This is a genomic window from Candidatus Pelagibacter communis, assembly GCF_001179845.1.
Classification (GTDB): Bacteria; Pseudomonadota; Alphaproteobacteria; order Pelagibacterales; family Pelagibacteraceae; genus Pelagibacter; species Pelagibacter ubique_Q.
Genome location: NZ_CVSB01000045.1, coordinates 55,001 through 75,143, shown reverse-complemented (window position 1 = coordinate 75,143; position 20,143 = coordinate 55,001). Strand labels below are relative to the sequence as shown.

The window sequence follows — 20,143 nt, the reverse complement described above, 5'->3', positions numbered from 1 at the left end:
TTATTTGCCTTTTTTCTTTTTCTTGTACATTGCCAACATTCTTTGAGTTACAAGAAATCCACCAAAAATGTTAATTGCAGCTAAAGCTATAGCTAAAAAACCAAATATACTTGAAGTATTGAATACATTATCAGAATTTCCTGATAAACCTGCAATGATAGCTCCAACAATAATTACAGAGGAAATTGCATTAGTGACTGACATTAATGGTGTGTGTAAAGATGGTGTAACACTCCATACAACATAATATCCCACAAATATTGAGAGGATAAATATACTTAATCTAAATATTAAAGGATCTATTTCCATAAATTACTTTATTAATGTTTTTTCTATAATTTCATCTTCTAAATTAATATTTATTTTTTTAGTCTCTTTGTCGATTAAATTATCAACAAAATTAAAGACATTTTTGGCATATAAGTTTGAAGCAGAAACAGGTAGCTTATTTAAAATATTACTCTCACCCATTATTTTTATTCCGTTTTTTTCTATAATTTTATCCACTTCTGTAAATGCAGTATTCCCCCCTTGAATTGCTGCGAGATCATAAATTACTGATCCTGATTGCATATTCTCAATCATTTTATCTTTAATTATCAATGGAGCTTTTTTACCTGGTATTAGGGCTGTACAAATTACTATATCAATTTTTTTTAAAGTTTCAGATAAAAGTTCTTCTTGTTTTTGTCTAAAATCTTCAGATGCTTCCTTTGCATAACCTCCCTCAGTTTCTAAATTCTCTGAACCTTCTACAGTTAAAAATTTACCACCTAAACTTTCAACTTGTTCTTTTGATGCCATTCTTACATCCGTAGCAAAAACTATCGCACCCATTCTTTTCGCCGTAGCAATTGCTTGTAACCCTGCAACACCTGCGCCAACCACTAAAACCTTTGCGGCGGGGACAGTGCCTGCTGCCGTCATCATCATTGGTATAGCTTTTTCAAAATTGGCAAAAGACTCTATAACTGCTTTATAACCAGCAAGGTTCGCTTGTGAAGACAATATATCCATTGATTGAGCCCTAGTAATTCTTGGAAGTAATTCAAGAGAAAAAAGATTGATTTTTTTTTTGGCTAAGTTTTCTAATTGCTCTTTATTTTTGTAAGGGTTTAAAACTCCAATTAATGTTTGATCTTCTTTAATTTTAGAAATTTTATCATCAGACAACATTCCAAGCTGAACAATTATGTCAGAAACATTTAAAACTTCTGATTCATCTTTTGAAATTTTAACACCCATATCTTTGAATTGCTCATCTTTTATACCAAGATGAGAACCATAATTTTCAATTAAATTTACTTCAAAACCAAGAGAAGTATATTTTTTTACTAACTCAGGTGTTATGGCAATTCTCTTTTCAAGATTTTGATTTTCTAATATAGATCCAATTCTCATTCGGAAACCTTACAAAAGAAATATTGCCATTAATACCAAAACACATATAACAGCGACAGTTCCCCACAACACAAATTTTGTAAAATTGTTCCAGGTATCTTTATGGTTTTTGTTATCCATAAAAATTACTTTTGTCTTGCTTTAAATTTTGGATTAGTTTTATTTATTACGTAAACTCTGCCTCTTCTTCTAACAAGTTTAGAATTGAGATCTCTTTTTTTTATTGATTTTAATGAGCTTTTAATTTTCATAATTATGTTTTAATGCCGGCAACGTCCTACTCTTCCATGCCTTAAGACAAAGTACCATTGGCGCTGTAGGGCTTGACTACCGAGTTCGATATGGGATCGGGTATAACACCTACGCAATAATCACCGGCGATAGTTTTATACATTATTAAATTTACTTGTAAATAAGGATTTATAGTAAATTTAGTTAGAAATTAAGTGTGTTTTTTAAGGAATTCAAAAATGTAATCCTTCAATTGGATCTTTCCTAAGTTTTTATAAACTTTGTTGTTCAAGCTCATTCCTGATAAGGCAGACGCATATCTTTCACCTTTTCTTGGAGACAAGTATTTTATTTTAGAGTTAAACAACTTTGCCACTTCTATTATTGTCAAACTAGTATTATTAGAAATGCTATAATATCTACACTTATTAGCTTTCCAGGCTTTAAAGCATACTTCAACTGTATCTTTTATATGAGTAAATCTTCTAGACTGAGTACCAGGCTTGACAACAGGTAGTGCTTTACCTTTAATGAAGCAATCTTCAAATATGCCAATTACGGTTGCCATGTTTCCGGTGGTAATTTGTCTAGGGCCATAAACATTGTAAAAAAAAATTACTTCATATTTGAATTTAAACCATTTTTTTAAATTCTCTAGAAATTCTATATTTTTAGACTTAGTAAATGCATATGGAGATAAGTTTTTATCTCTCCCAGAATTACCTAGAGAAGCAGAAGTAGCTGAATATATTAATTTAATTTTATTTTCTAAACAAAAATTGAATACTGCAACAGAACCTATTGTATTAGACTGTATACATTTATTCATATGCAAAAAGCTTTGATAAATTCTTGAAAATTCACCAAAATGGAAGATGGTTTTAATATTTTTTTTATAAAGATTTAAAATTTTATTAATTTCTTTAGTGTGACCATTAATATATTTTATTCTTTTATTTAGGATGTGATTTTTTTTACTACCAGAAGAATAATTATCTATACTTATTATTTTATAATTTGTTTTATTTACGAAATATTCAATTAAATTTGATCCAACAAACCCTGCACCACCGGTAATTACAATTATATTTTTCAAATTATTTTTTTAGTTTTTAGTTTTGTAACATATATTTATATGAATAAATTAATTATTTTTGTTAAATAATAATCTGGACCAAGATATAATTTAATATTAAATTTTTTCATCAAAAATATCATGTAAGTAAAGGCTTCGTTTCTTTTTTTCCACCAATATTTACTAAACTTTTTGTATTTTGATGAAATTCCAGTTTCATCAAAATTATAAATGGTTAAACATTTTTTTGTAATAAAAAATTGTTTTTTTATATGAGCATAAATTGATAATCTTGCGTCAATTTCAAGATTAGAAAATTTATTTTTTTCTATAACTTTTAAAAAATTAACAAAAAGATTTCTTCTAAATACAATACAGCTAGTAGGATAAAAACTTGGCCAAATTGAAAAAAAATGTTGTTTTTTTTTTAATAATTTTTTTTTTTTTTTAAAAGATTCAAATGGAGTATCTTGAATGAAATTTATTTTTTCATTTCGTTGAAAAATTTTGTTAATCTCAATTATCTTATTTTTTTTAAATTGATCATCGCTATCTAGTAAAAAAATAAGATTTCCTTTTGATATTTTGAAAAGTTGACATACACCATGAATTTGATTGAGAGGAGAGCTTTTAAATTTTTTAATTTTATTTTTTACTACTGTAATGTTTTTAAATTTTTTCAAAATTTTCAACGAATTATCTGTAGAACAATCATCAAAAACTAATATTTCTTTATTTTTATACTCTTGAATTAAGCAAGAATTAATCGTTTTTTCTAAATATTTACCTTTATTAAAATTTGTAATTAAAATTGAAACAAAATTTTTTTTCATCAGACAAAGTTTTTCAAATCATTATTAATTGTTATTATCTTTTGCTTTTAAATATCTATTTGTTCTTTCATCAAAATAAATAAAATTAACTAAACAACTATATATTTTTAAAAACAACATTAATCAATTACCATCGATAAATATTCTATTAATATTTTTTTTTTGATTTATAAATTTTATAAATGATACTAAAAAAAAAAATATTTATTTTTATATTATTATTATATTTTTCGTTAATAGCTGGATTCTATTATGGAGAAGACTCTTTAGGTGCTGCATTTACTGATTATCAGGCTCTTAAGTATCTTAATGAAAAATTTCATAATGACTTTTTATTCAATTTATTAAATTATAATGATTTGGGTCATAGACAATCACCATTTTTATATATATTAGGTTCAATTGTATTTGACTTTGGAGAACTAGGGAGAAGAATATTTTTCTTACACGTCTACTTATTAATTCCCATCTATTTTTATAAATGTCTTAAAATAAAATTTAGAGACGTTTCAAAAGATAATCTAAAATTATTAGCGTCAATCATATTACTATTTCCAACATTTAGATCATATTCTATTTGGACTGATCCCCATCTTCTAGGCATTCTGTTTTTTATTATTGCAATATTTTATTACTTAAAATTTACAACAAATGTAAGACCTTTTAAAAATGCTCTTTTAAATACTTTTTTTTTAGCTCTTGCGGCTTACAGTAGCCCCAATTTTGGGGTTTTTGTAATTTATTTTTATATGCAATTTTCAAAAAAATTTCCATTTAGTAAAAAAATATTAATAATTTCCTTACTTAATACAATTTTATCCTTACCTTTTTTTCTTTATTTGTTTTATCTAGATGTAAACTTTATTTTTAATAATAATATTCATGATTTGAGTTATAATTCTTTTTCTTTAGAAAATTTGTCAAATAAAATAATACTGATTATTTCAATATTCTTATTTTATTTATTTCCTTTTATATTGATAAATTTAAATAAAGTTAAATTTGATTTTTCAAAATTAACTTTTAAATTTATTTTTACCAGCTTAATTTTTTTGATAATAATTTACTTTTTTGATTTTTCATTATCATATGAATATACAAACTCTGGTGGTGGCTTTTTTTATAACCTTTCAAATTTACTATTTAAGAATAATATTCTTCTATTTATTCTAAGTTATTTTACATATCTTTACCTATTAGAAATTTTTAAATTAAACTCCTCAAATTTTATACTTTTTTTATGTTTAATTTTTTCTCATCCACAATTAACTTTATGGCAAGCAAATTTCAGTCCTACAATTCTATTTTTATTAGTATTATTGTTTAAAGGTGCTATTAATCAAAATAATTTAAATTTAAAAACTTTAAATATAAGCTATTTGTATTTTTCTATTTATCTAATATCAAATATTATGATAAGAAATATATTAGTTTAATAACAATAATGAATGATCTTACTTTAATTATTCCAGCTAAAGATGAAAGTGATTCTTTGCCTCAAGTACTTGATAGTTTAAAAAATTTAACTTGTAAGATCAAAGTTTCTCTTCAAACTGATGATCAAGCAACAATAGATTCTATTAATGATAAAAATATTGAAATATTCTATCAATCAGGAAAGGGGTATGGTAACTCACTAAAGGAAGCTATTAATGACTGCAAAACAAAGTATTTTTGTATTTTTAATGCTGATGGATCATTTGAACATATGGATCTGTTTAAAATGTATGAGCTACTTAAGGAAAATGACTTTGTTTATACTACAAGATACGAAACTGGAGCAGGTAGTGAAGACGATACAATAATAACTTATATTGGAAATAAGTTTTTTTCTAAACTTGGCAATATATTATTTTCCCTAAAAATAAGTGATATTTTATATACATATCTTATGGGAAGAACATCTTCTTTTAAATCTTTACAAATTAAATCTAATGATTTTAGATTTTGTGTTGAATTACCAATTAAAATGCAAATATCCTTGATGAAATATAAGTGCTTACCTTCATATGAAAAAAAAAGAATAGCTGGAAAAAAAAAGGTAAATGCTTTTAGAGATGGCTTTCTGATTTTAATTGAAATGCTAAAATTATTTTTTTATTTTAAGGTTTTTCAAAAAAAGTAGACGATAACTTATAACCTTTTTTCAATAACTTTTTTTAAACCATCCTTTAGTTTAATTCGTGGATACCAACCAAGATCTCTCATTTTACTTGAATTAAGTCCTTTTCTATAAGTTCCATCTGGAGATTTATGGTCAAATTCTATCTTACCTTTATATCTTGCAAACTTTGCAATTAATTTTGATAAATTTTTAATTGATATTTCGTCATTTGTGCCAACATTTATCACTGGAAGCTTAAATTTATATTTTTTTTTTAAAACTTTTTTACTTATAAATAAACATTTTACAATTGATTCAGCCAAATCCTCGGTGTGTATAAATTCTCTTAATGGTTTGCCTGTGCCAAGTAGTTTAACGCTTTTTTTGTTAGATTTTTTTGCTTCCTCGATTTTAGATATTATAGCTGGAATTACATGGCCAGTAACTTTGTTAAAATTATCATTGTCTCCATAAACATTGGTTGGCATTAAGCATACTATATCTAAATTATAATCTTCAAACAAAGCTTCACATAACTTAATACCAGCTATTTTTGCAATAGCATAACACTGATTAGTTTTTTCTAAATTACCAGCTAATAAGCTTTCTTCTTTTATAGGTACTTTAGAAAATTTTGGATAAATACAAGAGGTACCTAAATATATTGTTCTTTTTATTTTTTTTTTTAATGCAAGTTTAAGTAATGAATTTTGGATTTCTATATTGTCTAAAAAAAAATCTTTTTGATTTGAACTATTAGCAATTATACCTCCTGCTTTTGCAGCAGCCATTACCATATAATCAATATTCTTGTTTTTGAAAAAATTGTCTACTAAAGTTGAGTTTCTCAAGTCAATTTTTTTTTTATCGATAGTAATTAAATTTTTAAAACCTTTTCTTTGCAGTAATTTATAAACCGCATTTCCCACAAGGCCCTTGTGACCAGCAATAAAAATATTATCAGATTTCTTCACTTTTATTTCAGCAGTTTAATATCAGAGTCAATCATCTCTTTCACTAAATCTTTTAAACTATGTTTCAATTTATAATTTAATTTTTTTAAAGCCTTTTTTGGATTACCTTTTAAATAATCTATTTCTAAAGGTCTATAATACTTTTTATCAATTTTAATAATCAGTTCCTTTTTACCATTTTTAATTAAGTATGCTTTTTCTTTAATTCCTTTTCCACTCCATAAAATCTTTAATTTCAGATACTTACAGCATAAATTAACAAATTCTCTTATGCTTGTTGTTTTGCCAGTAGCAATTACATAATCATCAGGTTTTGATTGTTGTAAAATTTTCCATTGCATCTCTGTATAATCTTTTGCGTGACCCCAGTCTCTCTTTGCATTTAAATTTCCTAAATATAAAATTTCTTTAGATCCTAATATTTTTTTAGCAAAAAACATTGTAATTTTTCTCGTAACAAAAGTTTCGCCTCTCCTAGGACTTTCATGATTGAATAAAATTCCATTACAGGCATAAAAATTATATGCTTCTCTATAAACTTTCGTTATCCAATATGAATAAAGTTTTGAAACACCATAAGGCGATTTAGGAATCATAATTGAATTTTCATTAAATGAGTTTGATCTATTAGGTTTTTGTCCAAATAGTTCTGAGGTACTAGCTTGATAAAATTTAGTTTTTTTTAAATTTAAAAATCTCATTGCCTCTAAAACTCTTAAAGTGCCTAGGCCTGTTACCTCAGAAGTATACTCTGGTATTTCAAATGAATGTCCAACGTGACTTTGAGCAGCTAAATTATATATCTCATTAGGTTTAATTTTATTTAATACATTTACTAAGCTACTTGCATCGGTCAAATCTCCATAATGTAGAAATAAATTAGAAGATAAATGTGAATCTTTATATATGTGATCTATCCTGCTTGTATTGAACGATGAAGACTTTCTCTTAATTCCGTGAACTATATAACCTTTATCTAACAAATATTCAGCTAAATATGAACCATCTTGGCCAGTTATTCCTGTTATAAGAGCTTTTTTATTCATTTTATAATATATTTTATTTAATTATTAATAGATAAAACTAATACACTATAAACAGATGTTATAAAATTTTTATTTTTAAGATTAGTCGATTATTAAATAAAAAATGTTAATTCTAAAATTTCTCACAATATATATTTTAATTTGTTCGAGTACTATATTTCTATCAATATATTTAGGCTATTTTGATAAACCCAACAAAAGAGGAATTCATAGAACACCAACCATAAATACTGGTGGATTAATTATTTATTTATTTTTTTTAAGCATAATATCTTTAAGTGAGCTGAACTATAATATAGAATTCATCGTATCAATAGGTTTTTTTGTTTGTTTAACAGGTTTTGTAGATGATAGGATAAATTTAAGCCCTTCATCCAAAATTGTATTGATAATAATTCCATCTATTTATTTAATTTTTAATGGAATATCTATTAGTGACTTAGGTCAATATGAATACTTAGGAAATATAGAATTAGGAAAATTTAAAATTCCATTTTTGTTACTAGCAATTGGATTACTAATTAATGCTACAAATTATATTGATGGAATAGATGGTTTACTTTTGACCTTTTTTTTAAGTTGTCTTCTATATTATATTTTTTTAATTGATGACATAGAAACAAAAAACTTGTTAAAATTTTTTGCAATAGCAGGTTTTTTAAATCTAATTTTAAATTTACTCCCCTCAAAAAATAAATTTAAAGTTTTTAGTGGAGACTCTGGTAGTTTATTTATTGGTTTTTTTATAAGTTTTACGACTATTGAGCTTTACAACAGCTTCAATATTCACCCAGCAATTTTAATTTGGCCATTGTGGTACCCAGTTTATGATTTTCTTTTTGTAAGTATTAATAGATTAATAAACAAAAAATCTATCTTTGAACCAGACAATACTCACTTGCATCATATAATGTATAAAATATTACATGGAAATAGATTGTTATCTATAATTTTATTTTTATTAGTTAATTCTTTAATTATTTTTCTTGGTTATAAAATAAGTGAAATTTCTAAATTGTTATCGTTAAGTATTTTTATAATAGGCTTTGCTATATTCTTTGTATTAAGATTGCTTACAATTAAAAAATATAATAATTGAGTTTAATTTTAATTTATAATCGTCTTTTTTAGAGAATTTATAGATAAGATAAATAAATAAAATAATGATTTAATCAATCCATAATTCATATAATTTCTATAAACTTTGTATCCATTAATTAAGCTAAGCAATTTATCTGATGAAAGTGAGTTTTTTGTTTTACGATAGTAAGTAAGTTTAATATTAAGTCCTCTTATAGTTTTAATTTTTTTTACTATTTGTAACCATAAAACATAATCCTCTTTAGTTTTTATTCGTGGAAAAATAAGTTTATCTTTGCCAAGTAAACTTGAACTCACAATTACTGTCGATAAACCTATATCACATGATTTAATTAGATCCTTAAATATAATTTCATTCCTTGCAGATCTAGATGAAATAATTTTATTATTTGAATTAATTACGTGGTAAGAAGTGTGAGAAAATAAAATATTATTTTTTTCCATAAAATTAATTTGAATATTTAGTTTATTTTTATCCCAAATATCATCGGAGTCTAAAAAGGCCAAATATTTGGTATTACTTTTTTTTATGCCAACATTTCTTGCATATCCAGCACCTAAACTATGCTTATTGACTATTATTTTATAAGATATCTTTCTTTTAAACAAAGTGTTCTTAAAAAATTTTTTAATTTTAAATAAATCAGATTTATCTTCATCATCATATACGATTAAAATCTTAAAGTTTTTATAAGATTGTTTGAAGATAGATTTCAGTGCAATAAACAAATATTCTAGATTATTTTTGTATGGAATGATAATTGTGACATAAGGTAATTTTTTCATAAAAATTAAACTTGTATTATATTTTTTGAAACTATTATTTCTTAAAAAAACTCCTTTGATATCAAAAACATATCTAAAATTTTTTTAAGAAAATTGCAATCATACTTATCAAAGTTTCTTACAATTATAACTTAATCATAAGCTTTTGAAATTTTTTAATCAATTGATAACAGATTTCTTAAAATTTTCATTCTTATTGATTAACTCGTCGAATGTGCCTTCATTTTTTAATTCTCCTTTTTCAAATAAAAAAATTTTATCACAATTTTTGACTGTACTTAAACGATGTGCAATCATTATGATTGTTTTATGTTTACTAAGATTATTTACTGCATCCATAACATGTTTTTCAGTAAGATTGTCTAATGCACTAGTTGCTTCATCTAAAATTAATACTTGAGGATTAAAATATAGTGCTCTTGCAATTCCAATTCTTTGACGTTGACCGCCTGACAATCTAACACCTCTCTCCCCAATAATAGTTTGGTATTGATTTGGTAATTCATTCATTATGAACTCATGTAAATTTGCAATTTTAGAAACTTTTTGAATTTCTTCATCGTTAATATCTTTTGGCTCTTGTCCAAAAGCAATATTTGCTGCAATAGTATCATCTGAAAGATAAATTTGTTGAGGGACATAACCAATAGAACGTTGCCAAGATTTAGTGTTTTGTTTATTTATAATTTTTCCATCTATTTCTAAATTTCCTTTTTGAGCTTCTAATAATCCTAAAATTATATCAACAATTGTTGTTTTGCCACTTCCAGTAGCGCCTACAAGACCTATAGTATTTTTTACAGATATATTTAAGCTAATATTTTTTAATGCCGTTCTAGATGCATTGGGATAGCTGTAGCAAATATTTTTTAGAGAAATTTTTTTATTCAAAGGTAAGACACTTTCATCTTGATCTAAATCTATTGGATTTAGATTGTTAATGTCAGTATATAACTTTTCAATCGAAGGACCAGTAAAGGTAATTTGAGAAAAGGATGCATAAATATTTTGAGCTGCTGGCATTAATCGATAACCAGCGAATACATACAAACTTATTATTGGTAAAGCTGTACTAAAAGTTCCTGACTGAGACATTTTATAAAGAATTATTAATATAATTCCTCCAAAAGCTGTTGCTTCAAGAATATATCGTGGCAATAAACTAACAAGTCCAACAAAAGCCTTATTTACTGCAAAGATTTTTGATGGTACAGAGAAATTTTTGATAAAATTTTTCTCTAATCCTCTAACTTTAACTTCTTTAGAAGCACCAAACGCATCTATTATTGATTTATAACGTAGATGATTTTGTTGCAAGTTTTCCTCTCCAATTAAATTAAGATATTTTTTTGAGAAAAAGAAAATAAGATAATAAATTCCTCCAATTAGAAAACCAACCCCAAGGGTTAGTTTTGGATCAGTTAAAAATAATAAAATGATAATTAAAATTGAAACTATAGCTCTAGAAATAAGTTCAAATAATGGTCTAATACCTGATGAACATACATTGGATACTTCTGATAAAATTGTCTTTCCTGCTTCAGCAGTATGATTGCTCAAAAACCATTCGTAAGGTTGATGTAAATATTTTTCCACCAAACGTTTGCTAAGACTATATTGTACCATTTCTTTAAATCTTATCTGGAAGTAGGTTGTGATGGCTTTAAAAATAAGTGAAGTTATTAGTATAACAAATACTATGGTACCAAGAAGAAATAGAAATTGTTCCTTATTTTCTATTCCAAAACTCTTAAAAAATTCAAACATTTTAATTAAAATAAAATTTGTTTCAATAAGACTTGGATTAACAAGAACTGACATAAATGGCAAAATAGAAGCCACACCAATCACATCAATCAATGCCATCAATAAAATCATCAATAATAAAAATGATGCACTTTTCCGTTCCTTTGGTGTTAAAATAAATATGAGTTTACCAAGAATTGTCATTGTTATTATTTTTTTTATTTACTAAAATTAATCTATCCGAAAATAGCTCTACATTTACTTTTTTAAATCTTTTTAAGGTATTTTTTATTCCATTAGTTAATGTCATTAATTCATTATTTGTTATTTTTGGAAATTTATATGTTGCGCTGTTAGAAGATGATTTGTTTGCAGTTTTAGAGAAAACTCTATTAATTATTTTTCCTTTTAGTTCTTTACTGTTCGCAATAACTTTCAATTTTAAAAAATTATTTTTTTCAGATAATCTACCATCATCAATTTTTTCCCATTCATTTACTATATTTTCAAATGCAAAATTATTTTCTAAGTTATAAAAATAATTATTTAGTTTTTTATCTTTATTATAAAAATTTTTATTCTTTTTGATAATTTGTTCAATTTTTTTAATCAAATTTTCTTCATCATAAATGTTAATTGATAAAGCATTTGGGAATTTTAAATCAAAATTTGACTTTAAAGGTCTGTAAGCAATAGTTGGTACATTTGCAATATACGACTCGATTCCACTAGTGCAGCTATTATGCACCACTAATTTTGCTTTTCTTATCCATTTGCCTATTGATCCATCATTTATAACATAGATATTTTTATGATCACCTATTATTGATTTCCAGGCTTTTACACTTTCTGTAGGATGAGGTCGGATTACTATTTTTAAATTTTTAAATTTTTTTGATATTTTTCTAAATGCTTTTACAAATTTTGCAGCTAATCTTATTTTATAAGACTTATACTCATAAAATAAAAATTCATCACGTCCTCTTTTAAAATTATTAAGTTCTCTAAGCAAACTTATTTCTTGCCAAATCCTATGCTCATGAACCATTGCTCCAAAATTTGATGCAAGTAATATAAAATTATCCTTTGGTTTAATCTGATTTAATTTTTGATTTTTATAGTAACAATTAAACTCTTTTCTCCAAAAATCTATTCTCGGATTCCCAGTTCGAGAAAACTTATTTTTAAATTTCTTAAAGTAATTAATAAACTTTTTATAGTCTCTAGTTCCCCATGTAAAAACCTTATCCGTAAGTGCTACTGATTGTGCAGAGAATCTTTCTTTTAAAAATTCAGTAGTAAAGTTATTATTAATAAATCCACCTTCTTCATCAATAACAGTAATTTTACAATTATTTTTTTTATAAGCCCTCAGTTGATTAATTCTTTTTTTTGATGGCACAATACTTTTTTCAAATATTATCCCTGGTTTTAATTTTTTTTGTTTGACTAAATCTAATGTTAAGTTACTTGCTCCAAGTAAAACTTGATGACCTCTTTCAGCTGCGGCCATCGCTAGTAATAACCTTGATTCAAGTTCTCTACGTTTTACCTCTATTTTTATGTAAATATTCACTTTTTGAAAAACTGTGGGTTGCTCTCAGCGAAATTCTTATACCAATCAATATATTGAACAAATCCTTTCTCAACAGGATGTTGAGGGGTATATCCAAGCAACTTTTGCGCTTTTGCAATACTTAAAGTTCCTCTTTCTGGCATCAGACCATCTCGTTTTTTGTGATGCAGCTTAATTCCTGGAAATTTTTCCATAACAATCTCAGCTAATTGATTAATGGAACGAGCTGCGCCGAAAGTAATATTAAAAATTTGATTTATACTATCTGATTTGATTATTGATAAAATAATACCTTGTACAAGATCATTGATGTAAGTAAAGTCTAGACCTTCTTTACCATCTCCATTTACTGTCAAATCTTCTCCAACAAGAGCATTTTCAATAAAAGCCTGACCTACTCTTCTACTTACACAACGCTCACCATAAAGAGCTGAGGGACGAATAATAGTATAAGGAAGATTAAAAACCTGGTTATATCCAATAACAAGTTTTTCAGCACCATACTTTAAAGCTCCATAAATTCCCATTGGATTACACTCCCTGTCTTCTGTGACAGTTTCACCATCAAAATTTCCATAGACCATTGAGGAAGAAAAGTAGATTACATGAATGCCTTTAGAACGGGTTACATCTAGAACATTTTCTAATGTTCTCAAACTATGATCAAAAGTTGAAAATGGATCTTTATTAGACCTGTTGGCATGTGCTATCGCAGCTAAATGAACTACAGTTTCTGGTTTTATTTCATTGATAGCATGACTAATGGCATGATAATCACGAACATCAATTATTTTTAGACCTATCTTTGCTTTACGGAGCAATGAAAGTCTCTCATTAATAAAAGCAATATATCGTTCTGCATTTATATTTTTTTCATAATCACTAGTATAATAGCCAATGTTATTTACTTGCAATCCATCTATTACATATGGTTCTGCTCCCAATTCTTTCAGTTTCAGTGCTAAATTATGTCCAATAAAGCCCGCTCCACCAACTAGAGCAACACTCTTGCCCTTAAGTTTTTTAAGATCAAACATTTATTTTACTCCACAACTCTTTTATTGATTTTATTATAAAATACAATTTCATATTTATCATCAAACACTTTATAAAGTATATTAATTACATTTAGTTCCCTAATTATAATTAGGTATTTTGGTCTAAAAAAAATTTTGCTGAAAGAAAACGAAATATAAGTTTGCTATTTTCAGGTGATTTATTTTTTAAAATAAATTCATAAAATTTTTTACGATTAATTATGTTAAATATTTTTGATTTGCTTTCAATAATTGATTTAAAACTTTTTGATCTAATATTGATATAATCATAAATTGATGCATTAAATCCAATCTTTTTTCGATTTTTAATTATAAAATTAGGAGCTATTTTATTAAGAGATTCTCTTAATATTGATTTTAAAAATCCATTTTTTACTAAATGTTTAGTTGGTATAGATTGAATAAAATCATATATCTTGCTATCAAGATAAGGAGTTCTATTTTCAATTGAAAAATTCATAGAATTTAAATCATCTTCATGAAGTATAACTGGAACAATTTCATGATATAATTCATTCATCATTCTATTTCTCAATAAATCATTTGAAAATTTTTTTTCATTAAATCTTGATTTCTTTTGATTAACAAAAATTTCATTTGGATATTTATCATAAATGTGGTCTCTAAAATTTTTATTTTTAAAATATAAATCATATTTTCTTAAATTTTTATTTTGTATAAATTTTAGAAAATATCTTTGCCAATCAGATTTAGTTTTATTAAGAAGAGCTTTGTCACTTTTAATTTGATAAAAATATTGATTAAAATGATCAATATAACCAGAATAAATTTCATCCGCAGCTGAACCACTTATTGATACTTTGATTCTATCTTTTTTCATTTGTTTCATCATAAACCAATGTAAAAAATAGGAGATTGTAAATAATGGATATCCTCTGTTTTGTATAATTTTTTTTAAATTTCTGAGAAAGTTTGTTCTTGGGACTTTTACTAACTTTAATTTAATATTTAGTTTTTTTGCAGATTTATTAGTAAGTCCGTATTCATCATAATTTTTATTTTTACTATATATATTATAACCAATTATATTTTGTTTTAATTTTTTCTTTGCTATTGAAATTAATCCATTAGAATCAACTCCACTACTCATACAAAAACCAATTGGGACATCTGATCGTGTTCTTAATTTAACAGATCTAATTAGATTAGTTTTATTCTTTTCTACTATTTTTCTATATGTTATTTTTTTATTCGAAATTTTTCTTTTTTTTTTCCAATAATCAATACTTTTTGTTTTTTTATTTTTATAGACAATAAAAAGTGATCCTGGTTTAATTTGAAATACATCTTTAAAAAATAAATTTTTGTCCTTAAATGAAGACTTATAACCATTTTTTAAAAATTCCTCTACTTTTTCAAAGTTAATTTTAAATTTTTTAGATGAAAGCGCTGATAAAGATTTTATTTCAGAACTAAAAAAAAAATTTTTATCTTTTAAAAAATAATATAAGGGTTTTTCCCCAAATCTATCTCTTGATAAAATTAATTTTTTTGTATTGTTATCGTACCAAGCAAATGCCCACATTCCTTCCAAAAAGTCTACTGCCTTTTCTTTCCATTGTTTAAGAGCATGAATTAATACTTCTGTGTCAGAATTTGTTTTAAATGTGTGTCCCATTGAAATTAATTGTTTTTTAATTTCAATGTAATTATAAATTTCTCCGTTAAATATTAAGATAGTATTTTCATATTCCATTGGTTGATTTGATCTTTGATCAATATCAATAATTGATAATCTTCTATGAATTAAAACTAATTTATCATTTTTTATAATTTTGACACCTTTGGCATCTGGACCTCTATGTCTTATTAACTTGCTAGATATATTTATATTATTTCGAGTTGGTAATTTTGATCCATAGAAACCTGCTATTCCACACATATAAAATTAATTTTTTAAATCTGAAAGTTTTATTATTGATCCTTTTTTAACATTTTTTACTGTTTTTTTATTTATTATAAGATGTTTTTTATTTAATTTAATTCCATTACCAGGCCTTAATGGAATTATATCATTTGATCTAATAATTGTATTTTTCAACAAGTTTTTGTTAAAATAATAAGATCTTCTAAACAAAGTTCGTTCTTTATTTTCACAACTTAAATATTTTTCTTTTTTGTTATTCATCAACTTTCTATAAATCTCAATTTTTTTTACTAATTCACTCATGTCCTTTGGATCGGCAGAAATTGCATGATCTCTGAAATTTGAGAATGATTTATCTAATGTAAAATGTTTCTCAATAATTAAAGATCCTAATGAAAATGAGATTAAACATGCATCAATACCAATTGTATGATCTGAGTAACCAATATTATCTTTAAAAATTTTTTTTAATTTTAATATAAAATTTAAATTTGCATTTTTAGGATCTACGGGATAATTGGCAACACAATGAAGAAAATAAGTTTTTTTAATAAAATTCAAATCTTGAATAAATTTTTTTAAACCTTCTATTTCTCTTAACGAGGTAAGTCCAGTTGATATTATTAGCTCTTTATTTGACTTAACAGAATTTTTAATTAAATCATGAAAATTGTTGTCTCCTGAAGATATTTTAATGATATCAACAATTTTTTTTAAATGATCTAGGCTCTTTAAATCTAATGGAGTTGAAATAAATAACAAATTTTTTTTTTTTGCAAATTTGGCTAATTTTGAGAATTGTTCAAATGATAATTCAAATTTTTTTAGCCTTTTAACTCTTTCTTTGTCATGTTTAGAATAATAAAGATCAGTTTTAAAAGTCTGAAATTTAACAGCATCCACTCCTGATTTTTTAGCTGCATCTATTAGTTTCAAAGCATTATTAAAATTTCCTTCATGATTATTCCCAATCTCAGCGATTATTAAAGGTTTTTTAATTCTTTTAAATTTATTTAGAAAATTCATTTTCCTAAAAGTTTAGCATCATTTTAAATTTTTTTTTATAGCTTAAGAAGTTCATGATTTTGCCTAAACTTAATTAATAAATTATTAACTAAAAAATCTAAGCTTTCAATTAGAAACAATTTTTTTTTAAATTTCATTTAAAGCCTTATAGATATAATTTAATTTATTTTTAGATAGTGCTCCATAAATAGGTAGGGAAATATTGGTCTTAGCATATCTTTCTGCATTGATCATTTTAAAAGATTTTTTTTTATAATATGACATTTGATGAAGCGCTTTAGCATAATGTATACTAAAGCCAATTTTTTTATCTTTTAATTTTTTCATTAAATTATTTCTTTTTGTCGAATGTATAGGAAAAATAAAATAAGAATAGTCTTCATTAAATTTAGGTATTTTTATATGTTTTAAATTTTGTAAAAGTGAGTACAAATATTTTGCATTTTGTTTTCTTAATTTAAGTTCCTTAGGATACCTTTTTAATTGTTTATAACCAATTGCAGCCTGAAAGTCGGTCATACGATAGTTTATCCCTAAGTCCTTAACATCATAGTATCCAGGAATTTTTCTTTGGGTAATATCCTTATCAATTCCGAAAGCTTTGATAGACCTTATTTTTTTTGCAAATTGTTTATTATTTGTTATTAGCATTCCACCTTCTCCAGTGGTAATTTGCTTTGTTGGATAAAAAGAGAAAACTCCTGCGATACCAAAATTTCCAACATGCTTTTTATTATACATAGAGCCTAAACCATGTGCGCAATCTTCAATAATCTTAATTTTTTTTCTTTTACAAATTTTTTTTATTTCATTAATTTCACAAGAAAAACCATTCATATGTACTAAAATAATAGCTTTAGTTTTTTTGGTAATAATTTTTTTAATCTTTTCTGGATTTATTAAGCCTGTGAGGTAATTAATATCACAAAATATTGGAGTTGCCCCAGTCAATTTAACTGCATGAGCAGTTGCTACATGAGTTTGAGATGGAACAATTACCTCATCACCTTTTTTTAATTGTAGGGCCATGCAAGATAAATGTAATCCAGCAGTACAACTTGAGACAGTGATTGCAAACTTTGCTCCTGTAAATTTCTTAAATTCATTTTCAAAATTGATTGTATTTTTACCATGAGTTAACCATCCACTTTTAAGGATTTTTTCAACTTGTTTGATATCCTGTTTTTTTATTTTATTACTAGAAAAATTAATTTTCATATTTTATTTTTATCTCTTTTCCCATTTTCAAAGATTTTTCAGCTGCTAAAGATATGCTCATAGAATTCATTATGTCTTTTTTATCAACAATAGATTTAGTATATCTATTTTTTAAATTGTCTACAAAACTATGAATTAAATTTAATCTGTTTTTTTTATCTGGATATTTTGATGAAAGTTTTTTTATTTTTTTGTTTCCTTTAATTTCATAAGATCCTTGTAAATTATGGGTAATTGTTGAATTCTTTGAAAAAATTTTTAATTCATGAAAATGAGGATACATTGAGCTTGCGTTAGCTGTGATCTTTACAATTAAGTTATTATTGTATTTTAATAAAATTATTACATAAGAATGTTTTTTAAATTTTTTCGTATTAATTCCAATATTATTTCCTTTTGCATAAACTGAGATTGGTTTTTTATTTAATAACCATAAAATTAAATCAATAACATGAATAGCGCATCCATGAATTATTGAATACTCTTTTAATTTTGATCTCCACTGATATAATTTAAATGATCTTCCCCATAAATAATCAGCCTCTATAGAAATAATTTTTTTATTTGATATTTTTTTTTTTATTTCTCTAAATAAACCTGTAGTTCTTAAAACCATATTTGATGTAATTTTTAAATTTGTTTTTTTTAATAAATTATTTATTGAACTAAGCTGTTTTTGATTTAGACAAATTGGTTTTTCTACAATAATATTTTTTTTATTTTTAATACACTTGAGTATTTGATCGTAGTGAAAATTATCATAGCTAGCTAAAGAAATAATATTAATTTCTTTATCTTGGAATATTTCATTTTCATTTTTAACAAATTCAATATTTGGAAAATTTTTTTTAAAGTTTAATTTTTTTGATTTATTAAAATCATATACTTTTTTTACAATACAATTTGGATGATTTTTTAAAGCTTTAACATGATGCATGCCTACACCCAAGCCTATTACTCCAGCTTTAAATATTTTTTTTTTCATAAATTTGAATTAATTGATTTAAAGATAAATCATTGATCTTTTCTTTATATTTTTTTGTAAGTTTTTTCAAAAAGTCAAAGTTATTTTTACTATCTAATGCCATCGAGATGAATCTTTTTTGATTTGATAACTTTAAATTGTAGATTCTAAATTTTTTTGGATTATCATAAAAATATTTAGTAAAATGTTCTATTTGATCAGAAGTTAAAATTTTTTCATTAATCTTATTTAAAGCACGAACCCTAATAATTTCAACAGTTTGTCCTTTTGGATAAGATCTTGGAAATTTGTTTGTTACAATATCATAATTTCCTTTGAGAAATTTTTTCATACATCTATCAATTATAACAGGATCAATTAATGGACTATCAGCGCAAACTCTTAAAAAATAATCTAATTTAAACTTTTTTGACGTCATTTTTATTCTATTAAAAACATTATTTAATGAGCCTTTAAAAACTGATATCTTATTCTTTTTGCAAAAACTAACTATTGGATCATCACTTTTTTTGTTAGAGGTTGATACAATTATCTTTTTTACAGATTTTGATTTTTTCAATCTCTCTATAATATTCTGTAAAACTGGTTTATCATTAATTTTTAGCAATGCCTTACCTGGCAATCTTTTGGAATTTAGCCTCACTTGTATAATTGCTGTAGTCAAAAATGGTTTTAAATTTATTTATTTTAAAATAGTATTAATGATTAAGACACAACATGAATAATTTCAATAAAGAAATACAATTTAAAATATCGCTATTTATTAATGGTAATAGAGGATATGAATTAACCAAGTTTTTAAATAAAAAAATTAAAATCGATAAAATTTTTCTCTCAAAAAAGTTTTTAAATAAATCAATTATAAAAAAAATCAAAAAATTTAATATACCAAGTCAAATAATTGCAAATTTAAGAAAAACAAATATCAAAAATAATCTAAAAAAAATAGATCTAGGAATAATATGTGGCTTTCCTTATATATTTCCAAAAGATTTTTTAAACTTACCAAGATATGGAATAATTAATTGCCATGCTGGCAAATTACCAAAATATAGAGGTGGATCTCCTTTGAATTGGCAATTAATTAATAGAGAA

21 protein-coding genes and 1 rRNA gene (1 of these 22 only partly in view) are annotated in these 20,143 nt (G+C 24.7%); 4 read left to right on the top strand and 18 right to left on the bottom strand.

Annotated features, from left to right (window positions below; genetic code table 11):
* The 7 genes from AMN81_RS04590 to AMN81_RS04560 all read right to left on the bottom strand — a co-directional run bounded on the left by AMN81_RS04590 (position 1) and on the right by AMN81_RS04560 (position 3,540).
* Complete coding sequence (locus AMN81_RS04590) at positions 1–309, bottom strand: proton-translocating transhydrogenase family protein (protein WP_023854332.1); 309 nt, start codon at positions 307–309, stop codon at positions 1–3.
* Positions 310–312: 3 nt separating this feature from the next.
* Positions 313–1,401: a Re/Si-specific NAD(P)(+) transhydrogenase subunit alpha gene (locus AMN81_RS04585; RefSeq protein WP_072090908.1), complete on the bottom strand. Its 1,089-nt coding sequence runs from the start codon at positions 1,399–1,401 to the stop codon at positions 313–315.
* Positions 1,402–1,410: 9 nt separating this feature from the next.
* Positions 1,411–1,521, bottom strand: coding sequence for an aa3-type cytochrome c oxidase subunit IV (locus tag AMN81_RS04580; protein WP_072090907.1), 111 nt, complete (start codon positions 1,519–1,521; stop codon positions 1,411–1,413).
* 5 nt (positions 1,522–1,526) lie between these two features.
* The gene (gene ykgO, locus AMN81_RS04575) at positions 1,527–1,652 is read right to left on the bottom strand and encodes a type B 50S ribosomal protein L36 (protein ID WP_008545413.1); all 126 of its coding nucleotides are present in this window, start codon (positions 1,650–1,652) and stop codon (positions 1,527–1,529) included.
* 13 nt (positions 1,653–1,665) lie between these two features.
* Positions 1,666–1,780: ribosomal RNA gene (gene rrf, locus AMN81_RS04570) — 5S ribosomal RNA — on the bottom strand.
* A gap of 63 nt (positions 1,781–1,843) precedes the next feature.
* Entirely contained in the window at positions 1,844–2,728 is an 885-nt protein-coding gene (locus AMN81_RS04565) for an NAD-dependent epimerase/dehydratase family protein (RefSeq protein WP_072090906.1), read from the bottom strand.
* A 35-nt stretch (positions 2,729–2,763) separates the two neighbouring features.
* Positions 2,764–3,540 carry a glycosyltransferase family 2 protein gene (locus AMN81_RS04560; RefSeq protein WP_023854335.1) on the bottom strand — a complete coding sequence of 259 codons (777 nt, stop codon included), beginning with the start codon at positions 3,538–3,540 and terminating at the stop codon, positions 2,764–2,766.
* Between the two features lie 182 nt (positions 3,541–3,722).
* Here AMN81_RS04560 and AMN81_RS04555 point away from each other — a divergent pair, with 182 nt between their 5' ends.
* Positions 3,723–4,976 carry a hypothetical protein gene (locus AMN81_RS04555; protein ID WP_072090905.1) on the top strand — a complete coding sequence of 418 codons (1,254 nt, stop codon included), beginning with the start codon at positions 3,723–3,725 and terminating at the stop codon, positions 4,974–4,976.
* 8 nt (positions 4,977–4,984) lie between these two features.
* Positions 4,985–5,665 (top strand): glycosyltransferase, encoded by a 681-nt coding sequence (locus AMN81_RS04550; RefSeq protein WP_072090904.1) that lies wholly within the window; start codon positions 4,985–4,987, stop codon positions 5,663–5,665.
* Between the two features lie 8 nt (positions 5,666–5,673).
* Here the strand turns inward: AMN81_RS04550 and AMN81_RS04545 are convergent, their stop codons facing one another.
* Together AMN81_RS04545 and gmd are read right to left on the bottom strand one after the other, a co-directional pair.
* Positions 5,674–6,618, bottom strand: coding sequence for an NAD-dependent epimerase/dehydratase family protein (locus tag AMN81_RS04545; RefSeq protein ID WP_072090903.1), 945 nt, complete (start codon positions 6,616–6,618; stop codon positions 5,674–5,676).
* Between the two features lie 2 nt (positions 6,619–6,620).
* Entirely contained in the window at positions 6,621–7,664 is a 1,044-nt protein-coding gene (gene gmd, locus AMN81_RS04540) for a GDP-mannose 4,6-dehydratase (RefSeq protein WP_072090902.1), read from the bottom strand.
* Between the two features lie 103 nt (positions 7,665–7,767).
* On the opposite strand from gmd, the gene AMN81_RS04535 reads away from it, so the two are divergent.
* The gene (locus AMN81_RS04535) at positions 7,768–8,763 is read left to right on the top strand and encodes a glycosyltransferase family 4 protein (RefSeq protein ID WP_072090901.1); all 996 of its coding nucleotides are present in this window, start codon (positions 7,768–7,770) and stop codon (positions 8,761–8,763) included.
* An 8-nt stretch (positions 8,764–8,771) separates the two neighbouring features.
* Here the strand turns inward: AMN81_RS04535 and AMN81_RS04530 are convergent, their stop codons facing one another.
* The 9 genes from AMN81_RS04530 to AMN81_RS04490 form a co-directional block, all read right to left on the bottom strand.
* Positions 8,772–9,551: a glycosyltransferase family A protein gene (locus AMN81_RS04530; protein WP_072090900.1), complete on the bottom strand. Its 780-nt coding sequence runs from the start codon at positions 9,549–9,551 to the stop codon at positions 8,772–8,774.
* A gap of 159 nt (positions 9,552–9,710) precedes the next feature.
* Positions 9,711–11,501 (bottom strand): ABC transporter ATP-binding protein, encoded by a 1,791-nt coding sequence (locus AMN81_RS04525; protein ID WP_256998229.1) that lies wholly within the window; start codon positions 11,499–11,501, stop codon positions 9,711–9,713.
* Positions 11,485–12,873, bottom strand: a complete 1,389-nt coding sequence (locus tag AMN81_RS04520; protein ID WP_072090899.1) for a surface carbohydrate biosynthesis protein — start codon at positions 12,871–12,873, stop codon at positions 11,485–11,487. Before AMN81_RS04520 ends, AMN81_RS04525 begins: the two co-directional genes overlap by 17 nt.
* Complete coding sequence (locus AMN81_RS04515; protein ID WP_072090898.1) at positions 12,870–13,910, bottom strand: NAD-dependent epimerase/dehydratase family protein; 1,041 nt, start codon at positions 13,908–13,910, stop codon at positions 12,870–12,872. The genes AMN81_RS04520 and AMN81_RS04515 overlap by 4 nt, the downstream gene beginning before the upstream one ends.
* Positions 13,911–14,019: 109 nt before the next feature.
* The gene (gene asnB, locus AMN81_RS04510; RefSeq protein ID WP_072090897.1) at positions 14,020–15,834 is read right to left on the bottom strand and encodes an asparagine synthase (glutamine-hydrolyzing); all 1,815 of its coding nucleotides are present in this window, start codon (positions 15,832–15,834) and stop codon (positions 14,020–14,022) included.
* A 6-nt stretch (positions 15,835–15,840) separates the two neighbouring features.
* Positions 15,841–16,845, bottom strand: coding sequence for an N-acetylneuraminate synthase family protein (locus AMN81_RS04505; RefSeq protein WP_072090896.1), 1,005 nt, complete (start codon positions 16,843–16,845; stop codon positions 15,841–15,843).
* A 126-nt stretch (positions 16,846–16,971) separates the two neighbouring features.
* Positions 16,972–18,063 (bottom strand): DegT/DnrJ/EryC1/StrS family aminotransferase, encoded by a 1,092-nt coding sequence (locus AMN81_RS04500; RefSeq protein WP_072090895.1) that lies wholly within the window; start codon positions 18,061–18,063, stop codon positions 16,972–16,974.
* Positions 18,053–19,048 carry a Gfo/Idh/MocA family protein gene (locus AMN81_RS04495; RefSeq protein ID WP_072090894.1) on the bottom strand — a complete coding sequence of 332 codons (996 nt, stop codon included), beginning with the start codon at positions 19,046–19,048 and terminating at the stop codon, positions 18,053–18,055. The genes AMN81_RS04500 and AMN81_RS04495 overlap by 11 nt, the downstream gene beginning before the upstream one ends.
* Entirely contained in the window at positions 19,029–19,691 is a 663-nt protein-coding gene (locus AMN81_RS04490; RefSeq protein WP_179850567.1) for a cytidylyltransferase domain-containing protein, read from the bottom strand. The genes AMN81_RS04495 and AMN81_RS04490 overlap by 20 nt, the downstream gene beginning before the upstream one ends.
* Before the next feature lie 74 nt (positions 19,692–19,765).
* Between AMN81_RS04490 and AMN81_RS04485 the strand changes: the two genes are divergently transcribed.
* A protein-coding gene (locus AMN81_RS04485; protein ID WP_072090892.1) for a formyltransferase family protein crosses the window boundary here: on the top strand, positions 19,766–20,143 show its 5' end (the start). 480 nt of this gene lie beyond the right edge of the window; the window shows 378 of its 858 coding nt (coding positions 1–378); its start codon is at positions 19,766–19,768; its stop codon lies beyond the right edge, outside the window.

Coding starts and splice junctions, on each gene's coding strand:
- AMN81_RS04590 (WP_023854332.1), bottom strand. CDS start 309: ATGGAAATAGATCCTTTAATATTTAGATTAAGTATATTTATCCTCTCA.
- AMN81_RS04585 (WP_072090908.1), bottom strand. CDS start 1,401: ATGAGAATTGGATCTATATTAGAAAATCAAAATCTTGAAAAGAGAATT.
- AMN81_RS04580 (WP_072090907.1), bottom strand. CDS start 1,521: ATGGATAACAAAAACCATAAAGATACCTGGAACAATTTTACAAAATTT.
- ykgO (WP_008545413.1), bottom strand. CDS start 1,652: ATGAAAATTAAAAGCTCATTAAAATCAATAAAAAAAAGAGATCTCAAT.
- AMN81_RS04560 (WP_023854335.1), bottom strand. CDS start 3,540: ATGAAAAAAAATTTTGTTTCAATTTTAATTACAAATTTTAATAAAGGT.
- AMN81_RS04555 (WP_072090905.1), top strand. CDS start 3,723: ATGATACTAAAAAAAAAAATATTTATTTTTATATTATTATTATATTTT.
- AMN81_RS04550 (WP_072090904.1), top strand. CDS start 4,985: ATGAATGATCTTACTTTAATTATTCCAGCTAAAGATGAAAGTGATTCT.
- gmd (WP_072090902.1), bottom strand. CDS start 7,664: ATGAATAAAAAAGCTCTTATAACAGGAATAACTGGCCAAGATGGTTCA.
- AMN81_RS04535 (WP_072090901.1), top strand. CDS start 7,768: ATGTTAATTCTAAAATTTCTCACAATATATATTTTAATTTGTTCGAGT.
- AMN81_RS04530 (WP_072090900.1), bottom strand. CDS start 9,551: ATGAAAAAATTACCTTATGTCACAATTATCATTCCATACAAAAATAAT.
- AMN81_RS04525 (WP_256998229.1), bottom strand. CDS start 11,501: ATGACAATTCTTGGTAAACTCATATTTATTTTAACACCAAAGGAACGG.
- AMN81_RS04515 (WP_072090898.1), bottom strand. CDS start 13,910: ATGTTTGATCTTAAAAAACTTAAGGGCAAGAGTGTTGCTCTAGTTGGT.
- asnB (WP_072090897.1), bottom strand. CDS start 15,834: ATGTGTGGAATAGCAGGTTTCTATGGATCAAAATTACCAACTCGAAAT.
- AMN81_RS04505 (WP_072090896.1), bottom strand. CDS start 16,845: ATGAATTTTCTAAATAAATTTAAAAGAATTAAAAAACCTTTAATAATC.
- AMN81_RS04500 (WP_072090895.1), bottom strand. CDS start 18,063: ATGAAAATTAATTTTTCTAGTAATAAAATAAAAAAACAGGATATCAAA.
- AMN81_RS04495 (WP_072090894.1), bottom strand. CDS start 19,048: ATGAAAAAAAAAATATTTAAAGCTGGAGTAATAGGCTTGGGTGTAGGC.